The organism is Pseudomonas lurida, assembly GCF_002563895.1.
Classification (GTDB): Bacteria; Pseudomonadota; Gammaproteobacteria; order Pseudomonadales; family Pseudomonadaceae; genus Aquipseudomonas; species Aquipseudomonas lurida.
Genome location: NZ_PDJB01000001.1, coordinates 5,468,427 through 5,490,128 on the forward strand (window position 1 = coordinate 5,468,427; position 21,702 = coordinate 5,490,128).

Sequence of the window (21,702 nt, forward strand, 5' to 3'; positions counted from 1 at the left end):
ACTAAACCTCGTTAAACAACGCTATTGATGAGCACGCACAAGGGGCGCACTTTTTACCCACCGTTGGGTAAAACCATTGATCCAGTGCAAGGCTGCTACTGATCAGAATTTGTATTCCAACATTCCGCTCAGGGTCCGGCCGCGGGCCAGGCTGAGGTTGTTGGCATCGCCCATGGCGACGAAATAGGCCTCATCGGTGGCGTTCTCCAACGCCAGCGCAATGTTCAAGTGGTCGGTCATCCAGTAACTGGCGTAAAGGTCATACAGGGTGTACTGGGGCCAGAGTGCCTGGTCGATCAGGTCGTAACCCTGCTGATTCAGGTTCTCCCCGTTGCCCGCGCTGTAGCGCACACGCACGCCGGTATCCAGGCGTTTGTCCAGGAAGCGCGCGCCCAGGGTCAGGGAGCCGCGGTCGGCAGGCATGTACGTGGCATTGCCCATGATCCGGCCACAACTTTCCTTGTTGTTGGCGACCTCATCGTCCAGCACTTCATAGCGGGTCACGAAGCGAATGCGTGAAACGCCGTTTGCGTCCACATAGCGCTCGATACGCGAAGTGCTCGGCCCGTTTTTCTTCGCACCGCCCAGGTAATAGTTTTTCGAACAGAACTCGTTGCTGCCGATCATGTGGGTGTAGCTGAAGTTGGCGTACGCCCGGCCCATGTCGTAGTTGAGCTGGTACTCCATGCCGCGAAAGCGCGTGGGGTTGGTGTTGTTGACGTAGGCCATGGTGCCGAGAAAGCCGCCGACGGTGGTTTCCGGCAGGCTGACGCTGGTGTTCAGGAACGAGAAATTCTCGATCTTGGTATCGAAGTACGCCACCTTCATGCCCAGGCGATCGTCACTGAACAACAGCCCTTCCTTGAACACGTTCATGCCCACTTCCCAATCCTTGGATTCCTCGGGCTTGAGATAAGGGTTTGGAAACACCCGCTCACCCGACCCGCCGCCATGGGGGCGACCTGTCATGAAGGTTTCGGTCACCCCTGGCGGGCGCCAGCCCTTGCCCCAGCGGGTGTAGAGCTGCAGCCAATCCACTCCGGGTTTGACGGCGATACCGAAGGTCGGCGAAAACTGGCCCTCCTCACGGTCGATATCAATCACTTCGGAGACCCGCTTGGGCCCCACCAGGCTGCTGTAGAAGCGATCGCGCCGGTACAGCGTCATGCCGGTCTCGCCCTCCAGCCGATAGCGGTCGTAACGCAGGCCGCCATCGACGGTCAGCCAATCGCCGTATTCGTACTGCAGGTTATTGAACAGGCTGGCGATGGTCCGTTTACCGCCTGGCGTGCCGCCTTCGGCGTAGGGCAGCAGGCCGAGCTGGTTGACGGCCTCGACCTTGTTGGTCCGCGGCTTGAACTCGTCCTGGTACAGCTCCATGCCGTAGTTCCAGCTCACATGACCCCGCTCGCCGAAATCGAAACGCGAGGTGTTGTCGCCCTGCAAACCCCAGGTGTCGGTCTGGAAGTGATCGGTGTAGGCCCCCACGTAGTTGCCGGTGCCTACCGACGACATGTTCGGTGTGTTGCCACGGTCCAGTTGGGTGGTCACGTAGTAAACCTTGGCCTTCAGATCGACCAGTGGGTTATCTGGCGTGTAGCTGTAGTCCAGCGCGAAGTTCTTGGCGTTGAGGTTGTTCTTGCTGACACGCTGATAGAACACGCTTTGATTGTCATCGGAGGTATAGGCCCAAGCGTCGTTGCTGTCGCTGTCACTCTCCAGGTAGCTCAGTTGCACGCGCTGGTCATTGGGCAGGTTGAGGCCGAGCTTGATGATCTGTGAGCGGGTCACGCTGCCCATGTCGCCGACTTCGCTGTTCAGCCAATCATCGAACGCGGCGGGCATGACCTTGCGCGCACGCAGGTTGGTGCCCAGCTTCTGGTCGTTGTGCGTGCCGGCGCGGTAGTTGCCGAAATGTCGCTCGCTGTAGCCGAGCAGCACATCGCCGCGCTCATCACCAAAGGCAAACACGCCACTGCCATTGAAGTAGGTACCGTTGCCCAACTCACCGAGACCACTGCCCGCGCGAAAACGTCCGCCAAGTTCCTTACCGTCCTTGAGGAACTCGCTGGCCTCCAGCGTCTTGAACGAGGCTATCCCGCCGAGTACGGCCGCCCCGCCCTGCCCCGACTGGCTGCCCTTGTCGATCTCGACGCTGGAGAGGAACTCCGGGTCGATCACCATGGTGCCGTTGCGCTGCTGGTGGCCGTTGACGTTGAAGTTCTGCCGCATGCCGTCGATGTTCATGTTCACGCGGCCGTAATCCTGCACGCCACGAATGTTCACCGACAGACCGGGGTCACGCTGGTTGACGGCGGTGTAGACGCCCGCGGTTTCTTCAAGCATGTCGGCAGCGTGACGGGGCGGGCGTTTGTCGATCATGTCACGGCTGATGACGGCCACGGACTTTGGGGTCTGGTACACCCAATCGCTCGCCTGGCCATTTGTGTTGCCCGTGATGGTGGTGGTGCCTACGGTCATGGCGCCGGCGTGGTCGTCGCTGACACGGCTGAGGGTGACCTGGCGCTCACTGGTAAACCGATACTCCACCGGCGCGGCACCGAGCAAACGGCCCAGGCCCTCCTGCACGCTGAAACTGCCCTTGATCGCGGTGCTGCTCAACCCTTGCAAGCGCTGACTGTCGAACAGCACCTGCAAGCCAGCCTGGTCGGCGAAGGCCAGCACGGCACTGCCAAGAGATTGCGCGGGAACATCGAACGCCAGCACGGCAGGCTGGGTAGCACCCGATTGAGGCTGCGCGGCATACACCGGCGTGACAGCAGCGAACACGCCCAGGTGAATGGCCAGGGCTAACCGGCTACCGGTAATACGCCCCTTGTTGTGTGCTGACATTTTCGGTTGTTCCCTGCACTAAGCGTTTTTGTTTATGCGAATGCTTCTCACCTAGCAAGACGTACGACGCGCAGGAAGTCAGTAAGGTTTTTTCAAAAGTTTTTTAACAAAGGGATTTCAGCCCGGAAAACGGCAGGCGCCGACTTGCCGGCAATAGCGATAGCTACCGACACAACGCGGTAACAACAGCTACCCACGATGCGAAGCGAGCCGCTGTTGCTGTTGCTGTTGCTGTTGCTGTTGCTCTTGATCGTGCTTTTGATCTCAGGCGCCCCATCAAACACGCTGGCCGGAATTCGACAGGGATTTGGGGGGTAAACCGGCAGGGATGCCGGTTTAGCCGCCCCGCGCCATGGAGGGCGCGTGGCGGCGGCCCCCCAAATCCCTGTCGGATTACGGGCACACCGAGCGTGAGCGAGGTGCCGAGTGTTGGGGCAAGAGCGTTTTGCTTACTTTTGCGCTGTTCAAAAGTGAGCCGCTGTAAGAGCGGAACCCATAGCCGCCATCACCTAAATAACGGATATATACCCGGTCTGATCCAACCTCCAGGTCGGCTGTCAGGCCGCCTTCGCGGGCAAGCCCGCTCCCACAGTTGGATCGCGGGGTGTCAGGAAGAGAGTGGTTGACTGTCAGGGCGCCTTCGCGGGCAAGCCCGCTCCCACAGTTTTGGGTCGCGGGGTGTCAGGAAGAGAGTGGTTGGCTGTCAGGGCGCTTTCGCGAGCAAGCCCGCTCCCACATTTTTGGATCGTGGGGTGTCAGGAAGAGAGTGGTTGGCTGTCAGGCCGCCTTCGCGGGCAAGCCCGCTCCCACAGTTGGATCGTGGGGGTGACCGTTAGATGGCGGTCAGGCCACTAACTTGGGCTGGCCCGCGTCTACAGGCCAATCAATAGATCAGGCTCAGGCCTGCCAGGTCCAAGCGTTGCACCTGCAACTCCTGGGTAAGCGTGCCAAGGGCCGTGTCGAGCATGTCGAGACGAAACACACCGCTGACCTCGCGATCACCCAGTGCCGAGTCGGCCAGCACCACGCGCCCGGGGCGGTAGCGGTTGAGTTGCTCGATGACGTTGGCCAGCGGCTGGCGATCAAAGATCAGCACGCCGCGTCGCCAACTGGTGGCGCGCTCTACATCGAACGGCTCAAGGGGCACGATACCTTGCTGAAGGTTATAGCGTGCGGCCACGCCTTCCTTGAGCACCCTGTCAGCCGGGCCCTTTTTCGGGATGGCTTGCAGGGAAACCTCCACACTGTGTTCCAGCACGCCGACCCAGGCCTGGCTATTGCCTTCGCGTCCCACCACAAACCGTGTGCCCAGCGCGCGGGTTTGCCCCCCGGCGCTCTGCACCACGAACGGCCGGGTTTCCTCGCCCACCATCGGCGCCACATCAAAGATCGCCGAGCCCTGGAGCAGGCTGATGCGGCGCTGCACACCGTCGTAGTCCAGGCGGATGGCACTGTCGGAGTCCAGCTCGACCTGGCTGCCATCGGCCAGGTGCACAGTGCGCACCTCGCCTTTCTGGGTGATGTAGTCGGCCTGCATGCGCAGCACCACGTCCGGCCCGCGCACCCAGCCCACACCGGCCACCACCACGACCAGCGCGACGGCGGCGACACGCTGCCATGGCCTGTGCCGCTTTGGCCGGCGCGCAGGCAGCGGCGCCGCCGACGGGCGTTGACGGTGCACCGGCTCTTCCTTGTACACGTCGCCCAACGCCGCCCACGTCTGCTCGGCAAAGCGCAATGCCGCTTCATGGCGACTGTCGCAGGCGATCCAATGCTGCAGCTGGGCCTGTTCCTGGTCGGTCAGGGCACCGGCGTGCAAGCGCACCGCCCACTCGGCGGCCGCCTCGGTAATGCTGTGCTGTTGCGGACCCTGGCTATTCACGTGTGAATCTCGAATTTTTCGTTATGTAACGCTGTGACGACTGACCTGACGTTTTTCGGTAATTCATTCGTCGGATGGCGCCACCTCGCCGTCCTGCAGGCGCTGCATCACGTAAGCCAACGCCTTGGCCAGGTGCTTTTGCACGGAGCTGTCAGAGATGTCCAGGTGCCGGGCGACCTGAGCGTGGGTCATGCCTTCGATGCGGTTGAGGCGGAAAATCTGCTGGGTGCGTTCCGGTAACTCCGCCAGTGCCTGCTTCAATGCCTGTCGCTGTTGCTGCGCCATTGCCTGAGCCTCCAACCCGGCCACTTCATCTTCAATCTCGGCCAGCGCCTCGTGGGGCACGGAATCAGTCTTGCGCCGCGCTTCCTGGCGAATATGGTCGATCAGCAGATTGCTCGCCGTTCGATAGAGATAGCCCTGGGAGTTGTCGATGCGCTCGCCGGCCGGTTTTTCGGCCAGGCGCAGGAAACTTTCCTGCACCAGGTCTGCGGCCAACTGCGGGTCACGTACCTTGCGCGCCAGATACCCGCGCAGGGTATCGGCATGCTTGAGAAACAGGCCCTTGAGATCCACGTCCGACAAACCGACTCCCTGGAATGTTAAGGAAACAGGCGGGCATCTTAAGCGTTGTCGAGAATGATTTTCAATTGATATCTAATCCGATTCGAGCGTACGAACATTCTGATTAACAGTTCGGTAATCGAACACATCCGCTGCCATCAATTGACCAAATTAACCAACCAGTACATTTTATCCACACAACTAACAAGAACTGTGGAGACTCTCCCATGCCGCCTATCGTGCTGGTGCTCAACGGCCCCAACCTCAACCTGCTCGGCACCCGCGAGCCCGCCACCTACGGCCATGAAACCCTGGCCGATATCGCTGCCCTGTGCGGCCGCAGCGCCGAACAGCTCGGCTTGAAAATCGAATTTCGCCAGACCAACCACGAAGGCGAATTGCTCGACTGGATCCACGGCGCCCGCGCCCGCTGCGCCGGCATCGTGATCAACCCGGCGGCCTGGACGCACACCTCGGTGGCGATTCGCGATGCGCTGGTCGCCAGCGAAGTGCCGGTGATCGAAGTGCATCTCTCCAACGTGCATGCCCGTGAAGCCTTCCGTCATCACTCCTTTGTATCGCCTATCGCCAAGGCGGTGCTGGCCGGGTTCGGCAGCCATGGTTATCACTTGGCCCTGGAGCACTTCAGCCAGCTGTTCAAAGGGTCGTGCCGATGAAACCGCGCATCCTCGCCGGCTTGATAGGCGCCGGTATCCAGGCCTCCCGCACGCCTGCCTTGCATGAACAGGAAGGTGACGCCCAGGGGCTGCGCTACCTGTATCGCCTGATTGATCTCGACCTCCTGCGCCTGGACATCAACGCCCTGCCCGACCTGCTGCACGCCGCCGAACTCATGCACTTCACCGGGCTGAACATCACCTACCCGTGCAAGCAAGCCATCCTGCCGTTGCTCCATGAATTGTCCGACGAGGCCCGCGGCATTGGCGCCGTCAACACGGTGGTCTTCAAGGACGGCAAGCGCATTGGCCACAACACCGATTGCCTCGGGTTCGCCGAAGGTTTTCGCCGCAACTTGAATGATGTCGCCCGCCAACGCGTAGTGCAGATGGGCGCCGGTGGCGCTGGCGCGGCGGTGGCCCATGCGCTGCTGGCGGAAGGTGTGGAGCACTTGAGTGTTTTCGACGTGGACGCCAGCCGTGCGCGCGACCTTGTGGATAACCTTGCGCAGCGTTTCGGCGCCGGTCGTGCGCAGGTTGGCCACCATCTGGAAAACGCGATGGCCGAGGCCGATGGATTGGTGAACACCACGCCGATGGGCATGGCCAAGCTGCCCGGCACGCCAGTACCTGCAGCGTGGTTGCGGGCGCAACTGTGGGTAGCGGAGATTGTGTACTTTCCGCTGGAAACCGAACTGCTGCGAGATGCGCGGGCCCTTGGCTGCCGCACATTGGATGGCGGCAACATGGCGGTATTCCAGGCAGTGAAGGCGTTTGAGTTGTTCAGTGGGCAGATGCCGGATGCACAGCGGATGCTGGCGCACTTCCAGAGCATGAATACCTAACTGACAAAACCGGATCAACCTGTGGGAGCTGGCTTGCCTGCGATAGCGGCTTGCCAGCCGACATTTGCATACCTGACGCGCCGCCATCGCGGGCAAGCCCGCTCCCACATGGATTGCATTTCAACTTAGGGAATCGCGTTTGTTCAGGCCTGCAAGTACCGCATCACCGAATCACAAATCATCTCGCGATGCCGCTGCTTGATCGCCTCATCCGACAGCTCGATCTGAAAGATCTCACTGAACGTATGGCGGTTGGACACGCGGTAAAAGCTGAACGAGTTGATCAGCAGGTGCACGTCCAATGGCTCCAACCCCTCGCGAAACAGCCCCATCTCAGCCCCACGACGCAACGTCGCGCCCAGTGCTTCGAGGATGTTGCTGTTCATTGCCTTGATCGAGTCCGAGCGCTTCACGTATTCGGCGTTGTGGATATTTTCGATGCTGACAATGCGCACGAAATCCACGTTCTGGTCGTGGTGATCAAAGGTGAACTCCACCAGCCGGCGGATCGCTTCCCGTGGCTCCAGGGCGGTGAGGTTCATGCGGGTTTCGGTGTTGCGGATGTCGCCGTAAAGCTTCTCCAGCACCTCGACGTACAACTGCTCCTTGCTGCCGAAGTAGTAGTAGATCATGCGTTTGGAGGTGTGGATGCGCTCGGCGATCGCGTCCACGCGAGCGCCGGAAAGGCCCTGCTGGACAAACTCGACGATGGCTTCCTGGAGTATGTTCTCGCGGGTCTTTTCCGGATTGTTCTTACGACTCTTGCGGGGTGCCTCGGAGGTCATGGTGCGCTCACGGCCAGTGTTATGCAGGCCGTGATTATGGGCCGCGATGCTCGCCGAAGGAAGCACCCGGCCCGCCGTTATAAGCGCGCCTGGCGTACCGCACCGCTGCGTGATTTGGCCATCGCCGCCAGACGCACCGCCACGTTGGCCGCGCCATAGCCGGCATAACCATGCTTGCGCTGGATGATCTCGAAGAAAAACCGCCCTTCGAAAGGTTCGGTGTACACGTGAAACAACTCACCGCCTTGGGCGTCGCGGTCGTACAGCACGTTGTAGTACGCCAGTTCGCTGAGGAACTCATCGTCGAAATCGAAACGCGCCGCCAGGTCATCGTAATAGTTGAGCGGGATATCCAGCAGCGGCACCCCAGCCTCTTTGGCGCGGCGAACTTCGGCGAAAATATCCGCGCAGTCGAAGGCAATGTGGTGCACACCCGAGCCGCGATAGCTCGACAGTGCGTGGGAAATTGCCGTATTGCGGTTCTCGGAGATATTCAGCGGCAAGCGAATCGAGCTGCAGCGGCTGCGCAGGGCACGGCTTTTCACCAGGCCGTAAGGGTCAGGCAGCACCACCTCGTCATCGGCTTCGAAATCCAGCAGGCTCTTGTAGAACAGCACCCAACTGTCGAGGCTGTCGGCCGGCAAGGCCATGGCCATGTGGTCGATGCGCAGCAAGCCGCCGCTGGATGACGTGGCGGGTTGCAGGTTGAAGTCGGTGTCGTAGAGGCCGCCTTCGCTCGGGTCCACCAGGTAAATCAGACTGCCATCCGGCGCACGCACCGCCGCCAGTTCCAGTTCGTTGGGCCCCACCAGGCCGCGATACGGCTGGCCCTTGTAAGCCACCGCACGCTCCAGGGCCTTGGCGCTGTCCTTGACGCGGATCGCGGTGGCGCACAACGACGGCCCGTGGGCTTCGAAAAAATTGTGGGCGAACGAATAGGGCTCGCAGTTGAGGATCAGGTTGATATCACCCTGGCGTAACAGGCTGACGCTCTTGGAGCGATGCTGCCCGGCCTTGACGAACCCCAGGCGTTCCAGCCAGTGGGTCAGCTTCGCGCCGAGACTTTCGTCCACGGCAAATTCGAGGAACTCGATGCCGTCGTACTCGCTGGCCGCCGGGGTATCAAACAGAATCTCGACCGGCTGCACCGGCGCTTCCTGTTGCAGACGCTCGCGGGTCTTTTCTTCCAGGTACAGCAAGGAGCGCAGGCCGTCTGCCGCGTTTGCCCGAGTTGGCGCGGCGCGGAAGCCGTCGTTGAAAATCTCGAGGGACAGCGGCCCGGTGTAGCCACTCTTGATGATCGGCGCAAGAAACCCCGCGAGGTCGAATTCGCCTTGGCCGGGGAAACAGCGGAAATGTCGGCTCCACTCCAGGACGTCCATGGCCAGGATCGGCGCGTCGGCCATTTGCACAAAGAAGATCTTGTCGCCAGGGATATCGGCAATCGCGCTTGGATCGCCCTTGAGGGACAAGGTATGGAAGCTGTCGAGCAGTACGCCAAGGCTGGGGTGATCAACCTGACGCACCAGGTTCCATACCTGCTGCCAGGTGTTCACATGCTTGCCCCAGGCCAGCGCTTCATAGCCAATGCGCAGGCCACGACGCCCGGCCTGTTCGGCCAGCAGGCCGAGGTCATCGAGCAGAATACGCTCGTCACCCATGCAGTCGGCCGAGGCGTTGCTGCACACCAGCACCAGGTCGGTGCCCAGTTCCTGCATCAGATCGAATTTGCGTTCGGCGCGCTCCAGATTGCGTGCCAGGCGGTCACGGCGGCAGCCTTCGAAGTCGCGAAACGGCTGAAACAACGTGATGGCAATGCCGAGGTCGGCGCACATCTGCCTAACTTCACGCGGGCTGCCATCGTAATACAGCAGATCGTTTTCGAAGATTTCTACGCCATCAAACCCGGCGGCCGCGATGGCTTCGAGTTTTTCCGGCAGGGTTCCGCTCAGGGAAACGGTGGCAATAGAGCGTTGCATCGGCGACTCCCGGCATTTGAGGCTCGTCTTATTTACGGCAAATTATTGGCCGCTAAACTGTTCACAGCAATTAAAATGTACGAACCGGTTAGTTTTTGGTGCGATTATCGAACACTATGCCGCTTTGGCGAATTGACGGTTTTTTAACCGCTGCTCACCATCGACCCCGTAACAAAGACCCAGAACACACCATAAAAATTTCAAAAAACGGGTACGACCTCATGCCTCTGCAAAACTCCGCCCTGGCCGACCGCCCGGGCAACCCGCACGCCGGCATCGGCGACAAGATCCGCGGCGCCCTGGCCGTGGGTAAAACGCGCTGGGGCATGCTGGCCCTGGTGTTCTTCGCCACCACCCTGAACTACATCGACCGCGCCGCCCTGGGCGTGATGCAGCCCATCCTGGCCAAAGAGATGAGTTGGACGGCGATGGACTACGCCAACATCAACTTCTGGTTCCAGGTCGGCTACGCCATCGGCTTCGTGCTGCAGGGTCGCTTGATCGACCGCGTGGGCGTGAAACGCGTGTTCTTCTGCGCAGTCTTGTTGTGGAGCCTGGCAACCGGCGCCCACGGCCTGGCCACCTCTGCAGTAGGGTTCATGGTGTGCCGGTTTATCCTCGGGCTGACCGAAGCCGCCAACTACCCCGCCTGCGTCAAGACCACACGCTTGTGGTTCCCGGCGGGTGAACGTGCGGTGGCCACTGGTATCTTCAACGCCGGCACCAACGTCGGTGCGATGATGACGCCGATGTTGCTGCCATTGATCCTGCACGTGTGGGGCTGGCAGGCGGCGTTCCTGTGCATGTCGGCGCTCGGCGGGATCTGGCTACTGTTCTGGGGCTTGAAGTACTTCAACCCCGAAGACCATCCCACCGTCAAACAATCCGAACTGGACTACGTGCAACAGGAAGTCGAACCGGAGCAACCCCGCGTCCCCTTCAGCCGTATCCTGCGCATGCGCGGCACCTGGGCCTTTGCCCTCGCCTACTCGCTGACCGCACCGGTGTTCTGGTTCTACCTGTATTGGCTGCCGCCGTTCCTGAACCAGCAATACAACCTGGGCATCAACGTCACCCAGATGGGCATCCCGCTGATCATCATTTACCTGACCGCCGACTTCGGCAGCGTGGGTGGAGGGATTCTGTCGTCGTTCCTGATCGGCCGTGGCATGAACTCGATCAAGGCGCGGTTGCTGTCAATGCTGCTGTTTGCCTGCTGCATCGTCGGCGTGATCATGGCGGCCGGTTCCAGCCAGCTGTGGGTCGCGGTGTTTGCCATCTCCCTGGCGATTGGCGCGCACCAGGCCTGGACGGCCAACATCTGGAGCCTGGTCATGGACTACACGCCCAAGCACATGATGAGCACCGTGTTCGGGTTCGGCGGCATGTGCGCGGCCATCGGTGGCATGTTCATGACCCAGATAGTCGGCCACATCCTCACCGTCACCAACAACAACTACACCGTGTTGTTCACCCTGATCCCGGCGATGTACTTCATCGCACTGACCTGGATGTACTTCATGGCACCGCGCAAGATTCCTACCGTAGACGCCTGATCTACCTGCGCCGCTGCTGCCAGGCAGCGGCCAGCCCGCTCATGCAGATCACCCCGATACCGACCACTGTGGTCAGGTCCGGGGTGTGGTTGAACACCAACCAGCCCAACAACCCCGCGAACACGATCTGGCAATAGCCGAACGGCGCCAGCAAGGCCGGCGCCGCAAAGCGGAACGCCTGGGTCAGCATCAAGTGGGCGGTCATCCCGCACGTGCCCAAGGCCAGCATCAATACGCCGTGCCACAGCGTGGGGACCTGCCAGAAGAACGGCACCATCGCACTCATCACCAGGGTATTGCACAGGCCGGCGAAGAAGTTGCTGGTGGTGGGCGTGTCGTATTGGCTGAGGATGCGCGTCAGCAGTTGGTAGAAGCAGAAGAACAGCGCCGAACACAGCGGCAGCAACACCGCCGGGGTGAACAGTTCGCCGCCGGGGTGGATGATGATCAGCACGCCGACAAACCCGCAGATCACCGCCAGCCATTGGCCCCGCGTCACGTGCTCGCCGAGCAGCGGCACCGACAGCGCTGTCACCAGGATCGGCGCGAGAAAGTTCACCGCCGTGGCTTCCGCCAGCGGGATGTAATGCAGCGCCGCGGTGAAAAACAGGCTGGTGCCCAACAGGCACAGCGCCCGCACCACCTGCATCCCCGGCCGCTTGCTGCGCAGCACCCGCAGGCCCGATTGCGGCAGGAAGATGCCCGCCATCAATAAGGTGTGCACCAGGTAACGAGCCCACACCACCATCACGATCGGATAGAACCCCGCCAGGTATTTGGACAAGGCGTCATGGCTGGAAAACAGAAACGTCGCCACCACAATCAGCAGGATGCCTTTGAAGGGGTGGTTGACGCCGGAAAGCGGGGTACTGACAGTCATTGAATTCTCTTGCGTGGCGCACGGTGGGACTCAACCCGGTAATCTAGCAGCCGGGCCGGAGTCTGCCCCAAGAGCATAACTAAACACCGTGCGAACAGCGCACTAAATCATGGGATTCGAGTCCAACGCTGCACCTTAGCCTCTGCGTTGTACACTTTTTAACCAAGGCCCTGCCGCTATGAAAAAAACACTCTTTGTTCTTTCTGCCCTCGCCCTGCTGACCGCCTGTAACCAGGAGTCCAAGGAAGCGCCCAAGCCCGCGCCGCCTTCCGTGCAGGCCACCCTCGTGCCGCAAACCCCGCCCACCGACAAATGGGTGGGCAAATGGATTGGCGTCGAAGGCCTCAACCTGACCATCGCCAAGGACGACAGCATCGGCCGTGGTCACTACATCCTCACCATGCAATACGGCCTCGACGCCGATGACTCGGGCACCTTCAAGGGTGAAGCTGCCGAAGACGGCATCGCCTTTACCCGTCCCGATGGCCCGCAACTGCTGCGCGCCGGCGACGGGCCCGCCACCGGGCTGAAATGGCTGGCGGATAAAAAAGATTGCCTGGTGGTGGACACCGGCGAAGGTTATTGCCGCGACTGACCTGGTTTTGCTGACACACACTTCATCTGGCGCCCCTGCCGGAACGGGCTGAGAGCAGCGATACTAAGCAGCTCTCAAACTTCTCGGACAGCCGGGCTGGCGCCATTCCTACGCACCAACAACACTGTTTCAGAGTTCATCGAGAGGATTGCCCCATGCTATGGAAAAAAGGCCGACGCAGCGACAACGTGGTGGATGCCCGCGATGGCAGTGGCGGCGGTGGGGGCGGTGGCATGCGCTTTGGGGGCGGCAAGGGCCTGAGCCTCACGGCCATCGTGCTGATCGTCGGCATTGGCTGGCTGACCGGCCAGGACCCGTTGCAGATCCTCGGCCAACTGACCGGCCAAATGGAACAGGCACCCTCGGTGAGCACGCAGTCGCGCCAGGCGCCGCCGGCCAACGATGAACACGCTGATTTTGTGCGTGCCGTACTGGGCGATACCGAAGACACCTGGGGCCAGGTGTTCCAGGAAAACGGGCTGACCTACAAGAACCCGAAACTGATTCTGTTCCGCGGCCGGGTGAATTCGGCCTGCGGTGGCGCCACGTCGGCCAGTGGCCCGTTTTACTGCCCGGCTGACCAACAGGTCTACCTGGACCTGGATTTCTTCCGGGAAATGTCGCAACGCTTCCAGGCCGCCGGCGATTTTGCACAGGCGTATGTGATCGCCCACGAAGTCGGGCACCACGTGCAGACGCTCCTCGGCATCTCGTCGAAGATCCAGGCCGCGCGCCAACAGGGCCGGCAGATGCAAGGCGATGGTGGCCTGCTGGTTCGCCAGGAACTGCAGGCCGATTGCTTCGCCGGGGTGTGGGCCAACCGTGCCCAAAAGCGCCTGAACTGGCTCGAACCCGGCGACATTGAAGAAGCGCTGAATGCGGCCAACGCCATTGGCGATGACCGCCTGCAACAACAGGGTCAAGGCCGCGTTGTGCCGGACTCGTTTACCCACGGCACCTCGGCACAGCGGGTTCGCTGGTTCAAGACCGGCTTCGCCCAGGGCCAGATCACTCAATGCGACACCTTTACCGCCAAGAGTCTTTAGATGAATAAACGATTGGGATTGCTGTTGGGCGTGCTGATTACCTGTTCCTCACCCACCTGGGCCGCCGAGAAAGCACATGGCGTCAAGGTGGTCAGTCCCGATCGTTTTCACCTGGATGCCGGCGAACTCAGCCTGGGCTTGAGCCAGGACTGGCACCAGCCGCTGCCCCAGGTCACCCGCGCGTTGATCATCGTGCATGGGCGCCTGCGCAACGCGCAAACCTACCTGCAAAGTGGTGAAGACGCCGCCGAACAGGCAGGCCAGGCCGCCAACACACTGGTGATTGCCCCGCAATTTCTCAATGCGTCCGACATCAAGCGCAACCCTCTGGATACTCAGGTACTGCACTGGAATGGCAATGACTGGATGGCCGGCGCGCCCTCCGTCGGCCCGGGCCAGATCAGCGCCTACGGTGCGCTCGACCAGATCATCAAGCACCTGGGCAACCGCAAGCTGTTCCCGGCACTCAAGGAAATCGTGGTCGCCGGCCATTCCGGGGGCGGCCAGGTGGTGCAGCGTTTCGCACTCACCGGTCACGATCACCCGACCCTGCAAACCGAAGGCATCAGCCTGCGTTACGTGGTGGCCAATCCGTCGTCCTATGCCTACTTCACTGCGCAGCGTCCGGTGAAATTCGACACCGCCAGTTGCCCCGGCTTCAACGACTGGAAGTACGGCATGCAAAACCTGCCGGCCTACGCCAAGGGCCAGGGCGCCGAGCAGCTTGAGCAAGCCTATGTATCACGCGACATCACCTACCTGCTGGGCCAGCAAGACACCGACCCGAACCACCCCGCGCTGGATAAAAGCTGCGCCGCCGAAACCCAGGGCGCGTATCGCCTGATTCGCGGGCACAACTATTTTGACTACCTCAAGCAGCGGCATCCCCAGTTGCGCCATAAGCTGGTGGAAGTGCCGGGGGTGGGGCATAACGGGGATGGGATGTTTACGTCGCCGGAAGGCCAGCAGGTACTCTTCCAATAACACCCCCTGAAGACACCCGCTCCCACATTTGAGCTCTATTGCCTGGGCTGGATCATCCCGAGTAAGACCACGCAGTCTGGGGCATGCCAGTCCGCCAACTCCGGCCACGGGTTCTGCGGCACGTTCACCAACACCGTCCGCGACCCCGCCGCCCGGCCACAATCGAGGTCGAAGCGGTAATCGCCGACCATCACCATCTCGCTAGGCACCACCTCCCAAGCGGCCGCCAGCTTCAGCAAGCCACCCGGATCAGGCTTGGGCGGCGCATCCTCACGCCCCAGCACATCCTCGACGGCAAAGCAGTCCGCCAGGCCAATCGCTTCCAGGGTGATGTGCGCCAACTCCCGCGCATTGCGGGTCAGGATGCCCAATCGATAACCCCGCTCGGCCAGCGCGCGCACCAGTTCCACGGCGCCTTCGGCCGCCACCGAACCCAGCGCCAACGCCCGCTCATGCTCCAGCAGCCAGGCGTGCTTGGCCGCCGCAACCTCGGCCGGCAACGCGGCCAGGTGAGTGAGGATGTCGTCCTCGGGCGGAATCTCGAGGGCGACACGAATGGCGGCAAAGTCATGCACGGCCACCGTCAGGGTGCCATCCATGTCGAACACCCAGTGCCTGACGTCCGACAGGCTCATGCCCAATCCTTGCGATGGCGAATCAAGCCTTCCTGGGTCACCGAGGCCACCAGTTGCCCGGCGCGGTTGTACACGCTGCCACGGGAGAACCCACGGGAATTGCCGGCCCACGGGCTGTCCATGGCGTACAGCAGCCAGTCATCGGCACGCAGGTCGGCGTGGAACCACAGCGCGTGGTCGAGGCTGGCGACCTGCATGTCTTTCTGCCACACGGTCTTGCCATGGGGCAGCAGCGAGGTGGTCAGCAGGCCGAAGTCCGAGGCGTAGGCCAACAGATACTTGTGCAGCGCCGGCGCGTCGGCCAGGGCGCCATCGGCGCGGAACCACACGTACTTGACCGGGTCGGACGGCTGCGGGTTGAACGGGTCTTTCTCCGTCACCGGGCGCACTTCGATGGGCTTGGGGCACAGGAGCTTGTCGCGCATGTGCTCGGGGATCAGGTGCGCACGCTGTTGAGTGAGTTCCAGCTCCGACGGCAGGTTTTCCGGGCCGACCACCACGGGCATGGTGGTCTGGTGATCGAAGCCTTGCTCGTCGTACTGGAACGACGTGGTGCAGGTGAAGATCGGATGCCCCTTCTGGATCGCCGTCACGCGGCGCGTACTGAAGCTGCCACCATCGCGCACGCGGTCCACCGAGTACACCACCGGCAACTTCGCATCGCCGGGGCGCAGGAAATAACCGTGCAGGGAATGCACGTGCCGCGCTTCTTCTACGGTCTGGCTGGCTGCCGACAGTGACTGGCCGAGCACTTGGCCGCCGAACAGTTGGCGAAAACCCAGGTCCTGGCTGCGGCCGCGAAAGAGGTTTTCCTCGATCGGCTCCAGGGTCAGCAAGTCCACCAGATCTTCCAATACTTGGCTCATAGAGCAACTCCTAAAATCTATGGGGCATTCCGGGCTGCCTATCCATGCAGCGTGTCCAACCATTGGGCGCGGGTGATGCGATACAAAACATGATGGCGCAGCGGGTCATCGGCTGCGACCTTGGGGTGTTCAAAATCTGCCAGCGGATCGTAATGCATACCGATGGCCTGCATGACTTTTTGTGATGGCAGATTGGCTTGCGTGGTGAAGGCAACAATCTCGTCCAGGCTCAAGCGATCAAACCCACAGCGCAATGCGGTCCACGCAGCCTCGCTGGCGTAACCCAGGCCCCAGTGTTCGCGAGCCAGGCGCCAGCCGATCTCCACCGCGGGGGCAAAGTCCGCCTCAAAGCTGACATTCAGCAACCCGGTAAGGCCGATGAATTCGCCGGTGTCCTTGCGTTGCAAGGCCCACAGGCCAAAGCCGTATTCGGCGAAGTGGCCGCGAATGCGGCCGATCAACGCGGCGCTTTCCAAGTGGCTCAGCTTGGCTGGGAAATAACGCATCACCTGCGGGTCGGCGCACATGCGCGCGAAATCCTGCAAGTCGCCGTCGCGCCATTGGCGCAGCACCAGGCGCGCACTTTCCAATTCCAGTATCGGCTCCATGGATCCCCTCCCTTGCCATGTGCGTGAGTGTACAGCGCTGTTAAGATCCGTCGCAGGTTCCCGTCAGAAAATCCCATGCCTTTGCCATTGATCTACCACGATGACTACAGCCCAGAGTTCCCGGCGGACCATCGGTTCCCCATGGACAAGTTCCGCCTGCTGCGCGACCACTTGGTGGACAGCGGCCTGACCCAGGACAGCCAACTGCTGCGCCCGCAGCTGTGCCCGCCAGAGATTCTCGCCCTGGCCCATGACAAGGGCTATATCGAACGCTACATGGGCGGCGAGCTGTCCCGCGAAGACCAGCGCCGCCTCGGCCTGCCCTGGAACGAAGCCCTGGCCCGGCGCACAGTGCGGGCGGTTGGCGGTTCGATCCTGGCGGCGGAGCAGGCGCTGGAACACGGCCTGGCCTGCCACCTGGCGGGCGGCACGCACCACGCCCATTACGATTACCCCGCAGGTTTCTGCATTTTCAATGACCTGGCGGTGATCAGCCATTACCTGCTGGCCAGCGGCCGGGTGAGTCGGGTGTTGATCTTCGATTGCGACGTGCACCAGGGCGATGGCACTGCGCGCATCCTCCACGACACACCGGACGCCATCACCGTATCGCTGCACTGCGAAAAGAACTTCCCGGCTCGCAAGGCCCAGAGTGACTGGGACATCCCACTGCCGATGGGCATGGGCGATGCCGACTACCTCAAGGTGGTGGACGACGCGCTCAACTACCTGTTGCCGCTCTACCAGCCCGACCTGGTGCTGTACGACGCCGGCGTCGACGTGCACAAGGACGACGCCCTCGGCTACCTCAAGCTGACAGACCAAGGCGTCGCCGCCCGTGATGAAAGCGTGATGCGCCACTGCCTGGGGCGCGACATCCCGGTGATGGGCGTGATCGGTGGTGGCTACAGCAAGGACCGCCCGGCCCTCGCCCGCCGCCACGGTATCCTGCACCACAGTGCGCAACGGGTATGGACGTCATCAGGTTGTCACTGAACTATGGGCGTTACCCACAATGCCTGTGGAACGGCCTGTGGATAACTTGAGCGTAAGCGTCTGAAGCCCCGTAACCGTATAGCCTGCGCGAAGCTGTACGTTTTTTGATCAGGCACGTGCGCCGTCCTCGGGTAGAATGTGCGGCCTATTCAAGCGACCGTAGCCTTGCCCATGCCCCTGACTCCTCCCCAACACGTCTCCATTATCGGCGGCGGCCCCGCCGGGCTGATGGCCGCTGAAGTCCTGAGCCTGGCGGGCGTGCGCGTGGATCTGTACGACGGCATGCCGTCAGTGGGGCGTAAATTCCTGCTGGCCGGCGTGGGCGGTATGAACATCACCCACTCCGAGGCTTACCCGGCATTCCTGTCGCGCTACGCCGAACGCGCGCCGCACATGGCGCCATTGCTGCGGGCGTTTGGTGCCGACGCGTTGTGCGAATGGATTCACGGCTTGGGTATCGAGACGTTTATCGGCACCTCCGGCCGGGTGTTTCCGACGGACATGAAAGCCGCGCCGCTGCTGCGCGCCTGGCTCAAGCGCCTGCGTGACCAGGGCGTGGTTATCCACACCCGTCATCGTTGGCTGGGCTGGAATGCCGAGGGCGATTTACTTATCCACAGCCCCGACGGCGAAAAAACTGTCCACAGCGATGCCGTGCTGCTGGCCCTTGGTGGCGGCAGCTGGTCGCGCTTGGGTTCCGACGGTGCCTGGCTCAAATTGCTGGAAGACCGGGGCGTGCCCTACGCCCCGCTGCAGCCGAGCAACTGTGGCTTCGAAGTGTCGGCCTGGAGCGAATTGATGGTCAGTAAATTCGCTGGCGCGCCGTTGAAAAACGTCGCCATCGGGCTGGGGGATGACAAGCCTCGCCTGGGCGAATGCGTGGTCACCGCCATGGGGATCGAGGGCAGCCTGATCTACGCGCTGTCGGCGCCGATTCGGGAAGCGATCAACCACCATGGTTCGGCAACCGTGCATATCGACCTGCTGCCGAGCAAGCCGCTGGACAAGGTCCAGGCTGCGCTGGCCAAACCGCGTGGCTCACGCTCGATGAGCAAGCATCTGCACAGCCAGCTGGGGTTGGACGGGGTGAAAGCCGCGCTGCTGCGTGAATTGGCACCGGCAGAGCACTTCAATGATCCAGCGCAGTTGGCGGTGGATATCAAGGCGCTGCCATTGACCCTGGTGAAGACACGGCCGATGGATGAGGCGATCAGCACGGCGGGTGGCGTGCCATTCGAGGCGTTGGATGAGCGCTTGATGCTCAAGCAATTGCCGGGAGTGTTTTGTGCGGGGGAAATGCTGGACTGGGAAGCGCCGACGGGGGGCTACCTGCTAACCGGGTGCTTTGCCAGCGGACGGGCTGCCGGGCGCGGCCTGTTGGAGTGGCTTGGCCGCTGAGTCTTGCGCTGGATTCAAAGCCGCATTCGCGAGCAAGCCCGCTCCCACATTCAATCGAGTTCCAACGTTGGAATACAGTCAAATGAGGGAGCGGGCTTGCTCGCGAAGAGGCCATCAACAGCGCCGAAGAATTACTTCTTCTTGCGCGGCCCGGTATTGAACACCGGCACCTTGCGCACCGGTTTGATCGACGGCTCCGCCGGCGCCACGTCCCCGCTGTCCACCCACTTGCCGAGGTTGCGCTTACCGCCACCGCCCGACGCTTTTGGCTTCTTCGGCTTTTTCGGCTTCTTCACCACCTGCCCGCTGGCATCGGTGTCTGGCACGCGGTGTTCCGGTTCGAAGTCTGGTTCCGTCTTGCGGGTCAAGGTCTGACGCGTGAGCATCTCGATGGCCGACAGCATGTTCACTTCATCGGCACACACCAGGGAAATCGCCTCACCGGTGTTGCCCGCACGCCCGGTACGGCCGATACGGTGGATGTAGTCCTCGGCCACGATCGGCAAATCGAAGTTGACCACCAGCGGCAGGTCTTCGATGTCCAGGCCACGGGCTGCCACGTCGGTGGCCACCAGGATCTGCACGTCACTGGATTTGAAGCGGTCCAGCGCACGTTGGCGGGTCGCCTGGGGCTTGTCGCCATGGATGCCGTCGGCATTGATGCCCAGGCCCTGCAACTTATCCACCAGCGCATCCACGCCGTTACGGGTCTTGGCGAACACCAGCACCTGCTTCCAGCGCCCTTTGCGCATCAGGTGCACAAACAGCTCCGGCTTGCGTTTCTTGTCCACCGGCACCACCCATTGCTTCACGGTGTTGGCGGCGACGTTGCGCGGGCTGACTTCAATGCTCAGCGGGTCGTTGAGCATCTGCCCGGCCAGCAGGCGGATGTCATCGGAGAACGTCGCGGAAAACAGCAGCGTCTGGCGCTTTTTCGGCAGCATCCGATAAATGTTGGCAAGCTCTTCGGAAAAGCCCAGGTCGAGCATGCGGTCGGCTTCGTCGAGCACCAGGGTTTGCAACTGGTTGAGTTTCAGTGCGTTCTGGCGAAACAGGTCGATCAGGCGGCCAGGCGTGGCGACCAGAATGTCGACGCCCTTGCGCAGCTTCATCATCTGCGGGTTGATGCTTACGCCGCCGTACACCGCATACGTGGTGAGAGGCAGGTGTTGGGCGTACTCGGCAACGCTGGCGTGAACCTGCTCGGCCAGTTCGCGGGTCGGGCACAGGATCAGCGCGCGCGCCGAGTTGGCGGCGACTTTCGGCCCTTCCATCGTCAGCAGTTGCAGGAGCGGCAAGGCGAAACCGGCAGTCTTGCCGGTGCCGGTCTGGGCCGCGGCCATCAGGTCGCGACCGGCCAGCACCGCCGGAATGGCTTGCGCCTGCACCGGCGTTGGGGTCTGGTAGCCAAGCGTCTCAAGGGCGCGCAGCAAGGGTTCGATCAGGCCAAGGGTGGCGAAAGTCATGTGTTTACCGTAGGAAAAATTCAGCGCAAGGGCGTAATGCGCCGCAGTTTACCTTATTTCCGGCTTGGGCTTTCGCCACTGGGGCAGGCTGATCAACAGCACCGCGCTGATGATCACCAGCATGGCCAACGCCTCTTCCAGGCCGATGGTCTCGCCGACAAACACAATCCCCAGCAATACCGCCACCGCCGGGTTGACGTAGGCATAGCTGGTCGCTGCCGCCGGGCGCACGTGCTTGAGCAGGTACATATAGGCGTTGAAGGCGATGATCGAGCCGAACACGATCAGGTAGCCCAGGGCCAGCCATCCTTCCACTGGCGGCATCGCCTGCAGGCGCTCACCGGACAGCGCGCTGACGATCAGCAGCGCAACACCGGCTACCAGCATTTCCGCAGCACTGGCCATGGCGCCCTGAGGCAGTGGCAGTTGTCGACTCCAGACTGAACCGAACGCCCAGGATGCTGCCGCCAGTAACAGCAAAACAGCGCCCATCGGACTCGACTGCAAGGTATTGCCCATGTTGAGCATGGCAATGCCGACGATCCCCAGGATCACCCCGGCCCATTCCAGTCGGGTATTGCGCGCGCCCCAGAAATACCCACACAGCAAGGTGAACAGCGGCACGGTCGCCACCGCCAGCGCAGCGACGCCGGACGACACCCCCATGTGCTCCGCCACGCTGACGCCGCCGTTTCCGACGGTGAGCAGCAAAATGCCGATCATCCCGGCGGCCTTCCATTGCGCCCACGTCGGCGCCGGCACCCCGCGCCATCTGAGGAACCCATACATCAACGCACCCGCCGTGCAAAACCGAATCCCGGCCAGCAATAACGGCGGCCAGTACTCCACCCCAATGCGGATCACCAGGTAGGTAGACCCCCAAATCACATACAGCGCAAAGAAGGCAGCGATCAGCGGTAAGGGAAAGCGACGTGGGCCAGGCATTGGGTAGCTCTGCGGCAGAAGATAGGAGCTTTATTCTAAAAAGACAGGTCGTTAAACATAAGTTACAAAACCTGTTTAAAACGCCGTTACACTTTTCAAAGCATGGTTGTGAAGGCTATAAACCGTGCTTTCGAAAGCCACG

The 21,702-nt window shown here is 61.7% G+C and carries 19 protein-coding genes; 8 read left to right on the forward strand and 11 right to left on the reverse strand.

What is annotated here, in order from left to right; all coding sequences use genetic code 11:
- Positions 1 to 102 precede the first annotated feature (102 nt).
- The 3 genes from ATH90_RS24865 to ATH90_RS24875 all read right to left on the reverse strand — a co-directional run bounded on the left by ATH90_RS24865 (position 103) and on the right by ATH90_RS24875 (position 5,320).
- Positions 103 to 2,853, reverse strand: coding sequence for a TonB-dependent receptor (locus ATH90_RS24865; RefSeq protein WP_034107177.1), 2,751 nt, complete (start codon positions 2,851 to 2,853; stop codon positions 103 to 105).
- A gap of 883 nt (positions 2,854 to 3,736) precedes the next feature.
- Positions 3,737 to 4,735 carry a FecR family protein gene (locus ATH90_RS24870; RefSeq protein ID WP_098467414.1) on the reverse strand — a complete coding sequence of 333 codons (999 nt, stop codon included), beginning with the start codon at positions 4,733 to 4,735 and terminating at the stop codon, positions 3,737 to 3,739.
- 63 nt (positions 4,736 to 4,798) lie between these two features.
- Positions 4,799 to 5,320, reverse strand: a complete 522-nt coding sequence (locus tag ATH90_RS24875; protein ID WP_028618031.1) for an RNA polymerase sigma factor — start codon at positions 5,318 to 5,320, stop codon at positions 4,799 to 4,801.
- Positions 5,321 to 5,526: 206 nt separating this feature from the next.
- Between ATH90_RS24875 and aroQ the strand changes: the two genes are divergently transcribed.
- Both aroQ and ATH90_RS24885 read left to right on the forward strand, forming a co-directional pair.
- Positions 5,527 to 5,976, forward strand: coding sequence for a type II 3-dehydroquinate dehydratase (gene aroQ / locus ATH90_RS24880; RefSeq protein ID WP_034109387.1), 450 nt, complete (start codon positions 5,527 to 5,529; stop codon positions 5,974 to 5,976).
- Positions 5,973 to 6,821 carry a shikimate dehydrogenase gene (locus ATH90_RS24885; protein ID WP_098467415.1) on the forward strand — a complete coding sequence of 283 codons (849 nt, stop codon included), beginning with the start codon at positions 5,973 to 5,975 and terminating at the stop codon, positions 6,819 to 6,821. The genes aroQ and ATH90_RS24885 overlap by 4 nt, the downstream gene beginning before the upstream one ends.
- A 143-nt stretch (positions 6,822 to 6,964) precedes the next feature.
- Here ATH90_RS24885 and ATH90_RS24890 read toward each other — a convergent pair whose 3' ends face one another.
- Both ATH90_RS24890 and quiC read right to left on the reverse strand, forming a co-directional pair.
- Positions 6,965 to 7,606, reverse strand: a complete 642-nt coding sequence (locus tag ATH90_RS24890; RefSeq protein WP_034109389.1) for a TetR/AcrR family transcriptional regulator — start codon at positions 7,604 to 7,606, stop codon at positions 6,965 to 6,967.
- 77 nt (positions 7,607 to 7,683) lie between these two features.
- Positions 7,684 to 9,585: a 3-dehydroshikimate dehydratase QuiC gene (gene quiC / locus ATH90_RS24895; RefSeq protein WP_098467416.1), complete on the reverse strand. Its 1,902-nt coding sequence runs from the start codon at positions 9,583 to 9,585 to the stop codon at positions 7,684 to 7,686.
- A 221-nt stretch (positions 9,586 to 9,806) separates the two neighbouring features.
- Between quiC and ATH90_RS24900 the strand changes: the two genes are divergently transcribed.
- The gene (locus ATH90_RS24900) at positions 9,807 to 11,141 is read left to right on the forward strand and encodes an MFS transporter (RefSeq protein ID WP_034109391.1); all 1,335 of its coding nucleotides are present in this window, start codon (positions 9,807 to 9,809) and stop codon (positions 11,139 to 11,141) included.
- 1 nt (position 11,142) lies between these two features.
- On the opposite strand, the gene ATH90_RS24905 is transcribed toward ATH90_RS24900, so the two are convergent.
- Positions 11,143 to 12,021 (reverse strand): DMT family transporter, encoded by an 879-nt coding sequence (locus ATH90_RS24905; protein ID WP_034109392.1) that lies wholly within the window; start codon positions 12,019 to 12,021, stop codon positions 11,143 to 11,145.
- A 178-nt stretch (positions 12,022 to 12,199) separates the two neighbouring features.
- On the opposite strand from ATH90_RS24905, the gene ATH90_RS24910 reads away from it, so the two are divergent.
- From ATH90_RS24910 to ATH90_RS24920, 3 genes are all read left to right on the forward strand, one after another.
- Positions 12,200 to 12,616 carry a membrane lipoprotein lipid attachment site-containing protein gene (locus ATH90_RS24910; RefSeq protein ID WP_034109393.1) on the forward strand — a complete coding sequence of 139 codons (417 nt, stop codon included), beginning with the start codon at positions 12,200 to 12,202 and terminating at the stop codon, positions 12,614 to 12,616.
- A gap of 155 nt (positions 12,617 to 12,771) precedes the next feature.
- Entirely contained in the window at positions 12,772 to 13,662 is an 891-nt protein-coding gene (gene ypfJ / locus ATH90_RS24915) for a KPN_02809 family neutral zinc metallopeptidase (RefSeq protein ID WP_098467417.1), read from the forward strand.
- Positions 13,663 to 14,646 (forward strand): hypothetical protein, encoded by a 984-nt coding sequence (locus ATH90_RS24920; RefSeq protein ID WP_069078389.1) that lies wholly within the window; start codon positions 13,663 to 13,665, stop codon positions 14,644 to 14,646. It begins immediately after the preceding gene.
- Between the two features lie 35 nt (positions 14,647 to 14,681).
- Here the strand turns inward: ATH90_RS24920 and ATH90_RS24925 are convergent, their stop codons facing one another.
- From ATH90_RS24925 to ATH90_RS24935, 3 genes are read right to left on the reverse strand one after another with little or no spacing between them, the layout of a single operon-like run.
- Positions 14,682 to 15,281, reverse strand: a complete 600-nt coding sequence (locus tag ATH90_RS24925) for an HAD family hydrolase (RefSeq protein WP_098467418.1) — start codon at positions 15,279 to 15,281, stop codon at positions 14,682 to 14,684.
- Positions 15,278 to 16,147, reverse strand: a complete 870-nt coding sequence (gene tesB, locus ATH90_RS24930; protein ID WP_025858197.1) for an acyl-CoA thioesterase II — start codon at positions 16,145 to 16,147, stop codon at positions 15,278 to 15,280. The genes ATH90_RS24925 and tesB overlap by 4 nt, the downstream gene beginning before the upstream one ends.
- 38 nt (positions 16,148 to 16,185) lie before the next feature.
- Positions 16,186 to 16,755, reverse strand: a complete 570-nt coding sequence (locus ATH90_RS24935) for a GNAT family N-acetyltransferase (protein WP_069078387.1) — start codon at positions 16,753 to 16,755, stop codon at positions 16,186 to 16,188.
- 75 nt (positions 16,756 to 16,830) lie between these two features.
- Between ATH90_RS24935 and ATH90_RS24940 the strand changes: the two genes are divergently transcribed.
- The gene (locus ATH90_RS24940; RefSeq protein ID WP_034109398.1) at positions 16,831 to 17,751 is read left to right on the forward strand and encodes a histone deacetylase family protein; all 921 of its coding nucleotides are present in this window, start codon (positions 16,831 to 16,833) and stop codon (positions 17,749 to 17,751) included.
- Between the two features lie 171 nt (positions 17,752 to 17,922).
- Positions 17,923 to 19,149, forward strand: a complete 1,227-nt coding sequence (locus ATH90_RS24945; RefSeq protein WP_098467419.1) for a TIGR03862 family flavoprotein — start codon at positions 17,923 to 17,925, stop codon at positions 19,147 to 19,149.
- 131 nt (positions 19,150 to 19,280) lie between these two features.
- Here ATH90_RS24945 and ATH90_RS24950 read toward each other — a convergent pair whose 3' ends face one another.
- Entirely contained in the window at positions 19,281 to 20,615 is a 1,335-nt protein-coding gene (locus ATH90_RS24950) for an RNA helicase RhlE1 (RefSeq protein WP_069078384.1), read from the reverse strand.
- 48 nt (positions 20,616 to 20,663) lie between these two features.
- On the reverse strand, positions 20,664 to 21,560 hold the full coding sequence (yedA, locus tag ATH90_RS24955; protein WP_034109401.1) for a drug/metabolite exporter YedA: 897 nt from the start codon (positions 21,558 to 21,560) through the stop codon (positions 20,664 to 20,666).
- Between the last annotated feature and the right edge of the window lie 142 nt (positions 21,561 to 21,702).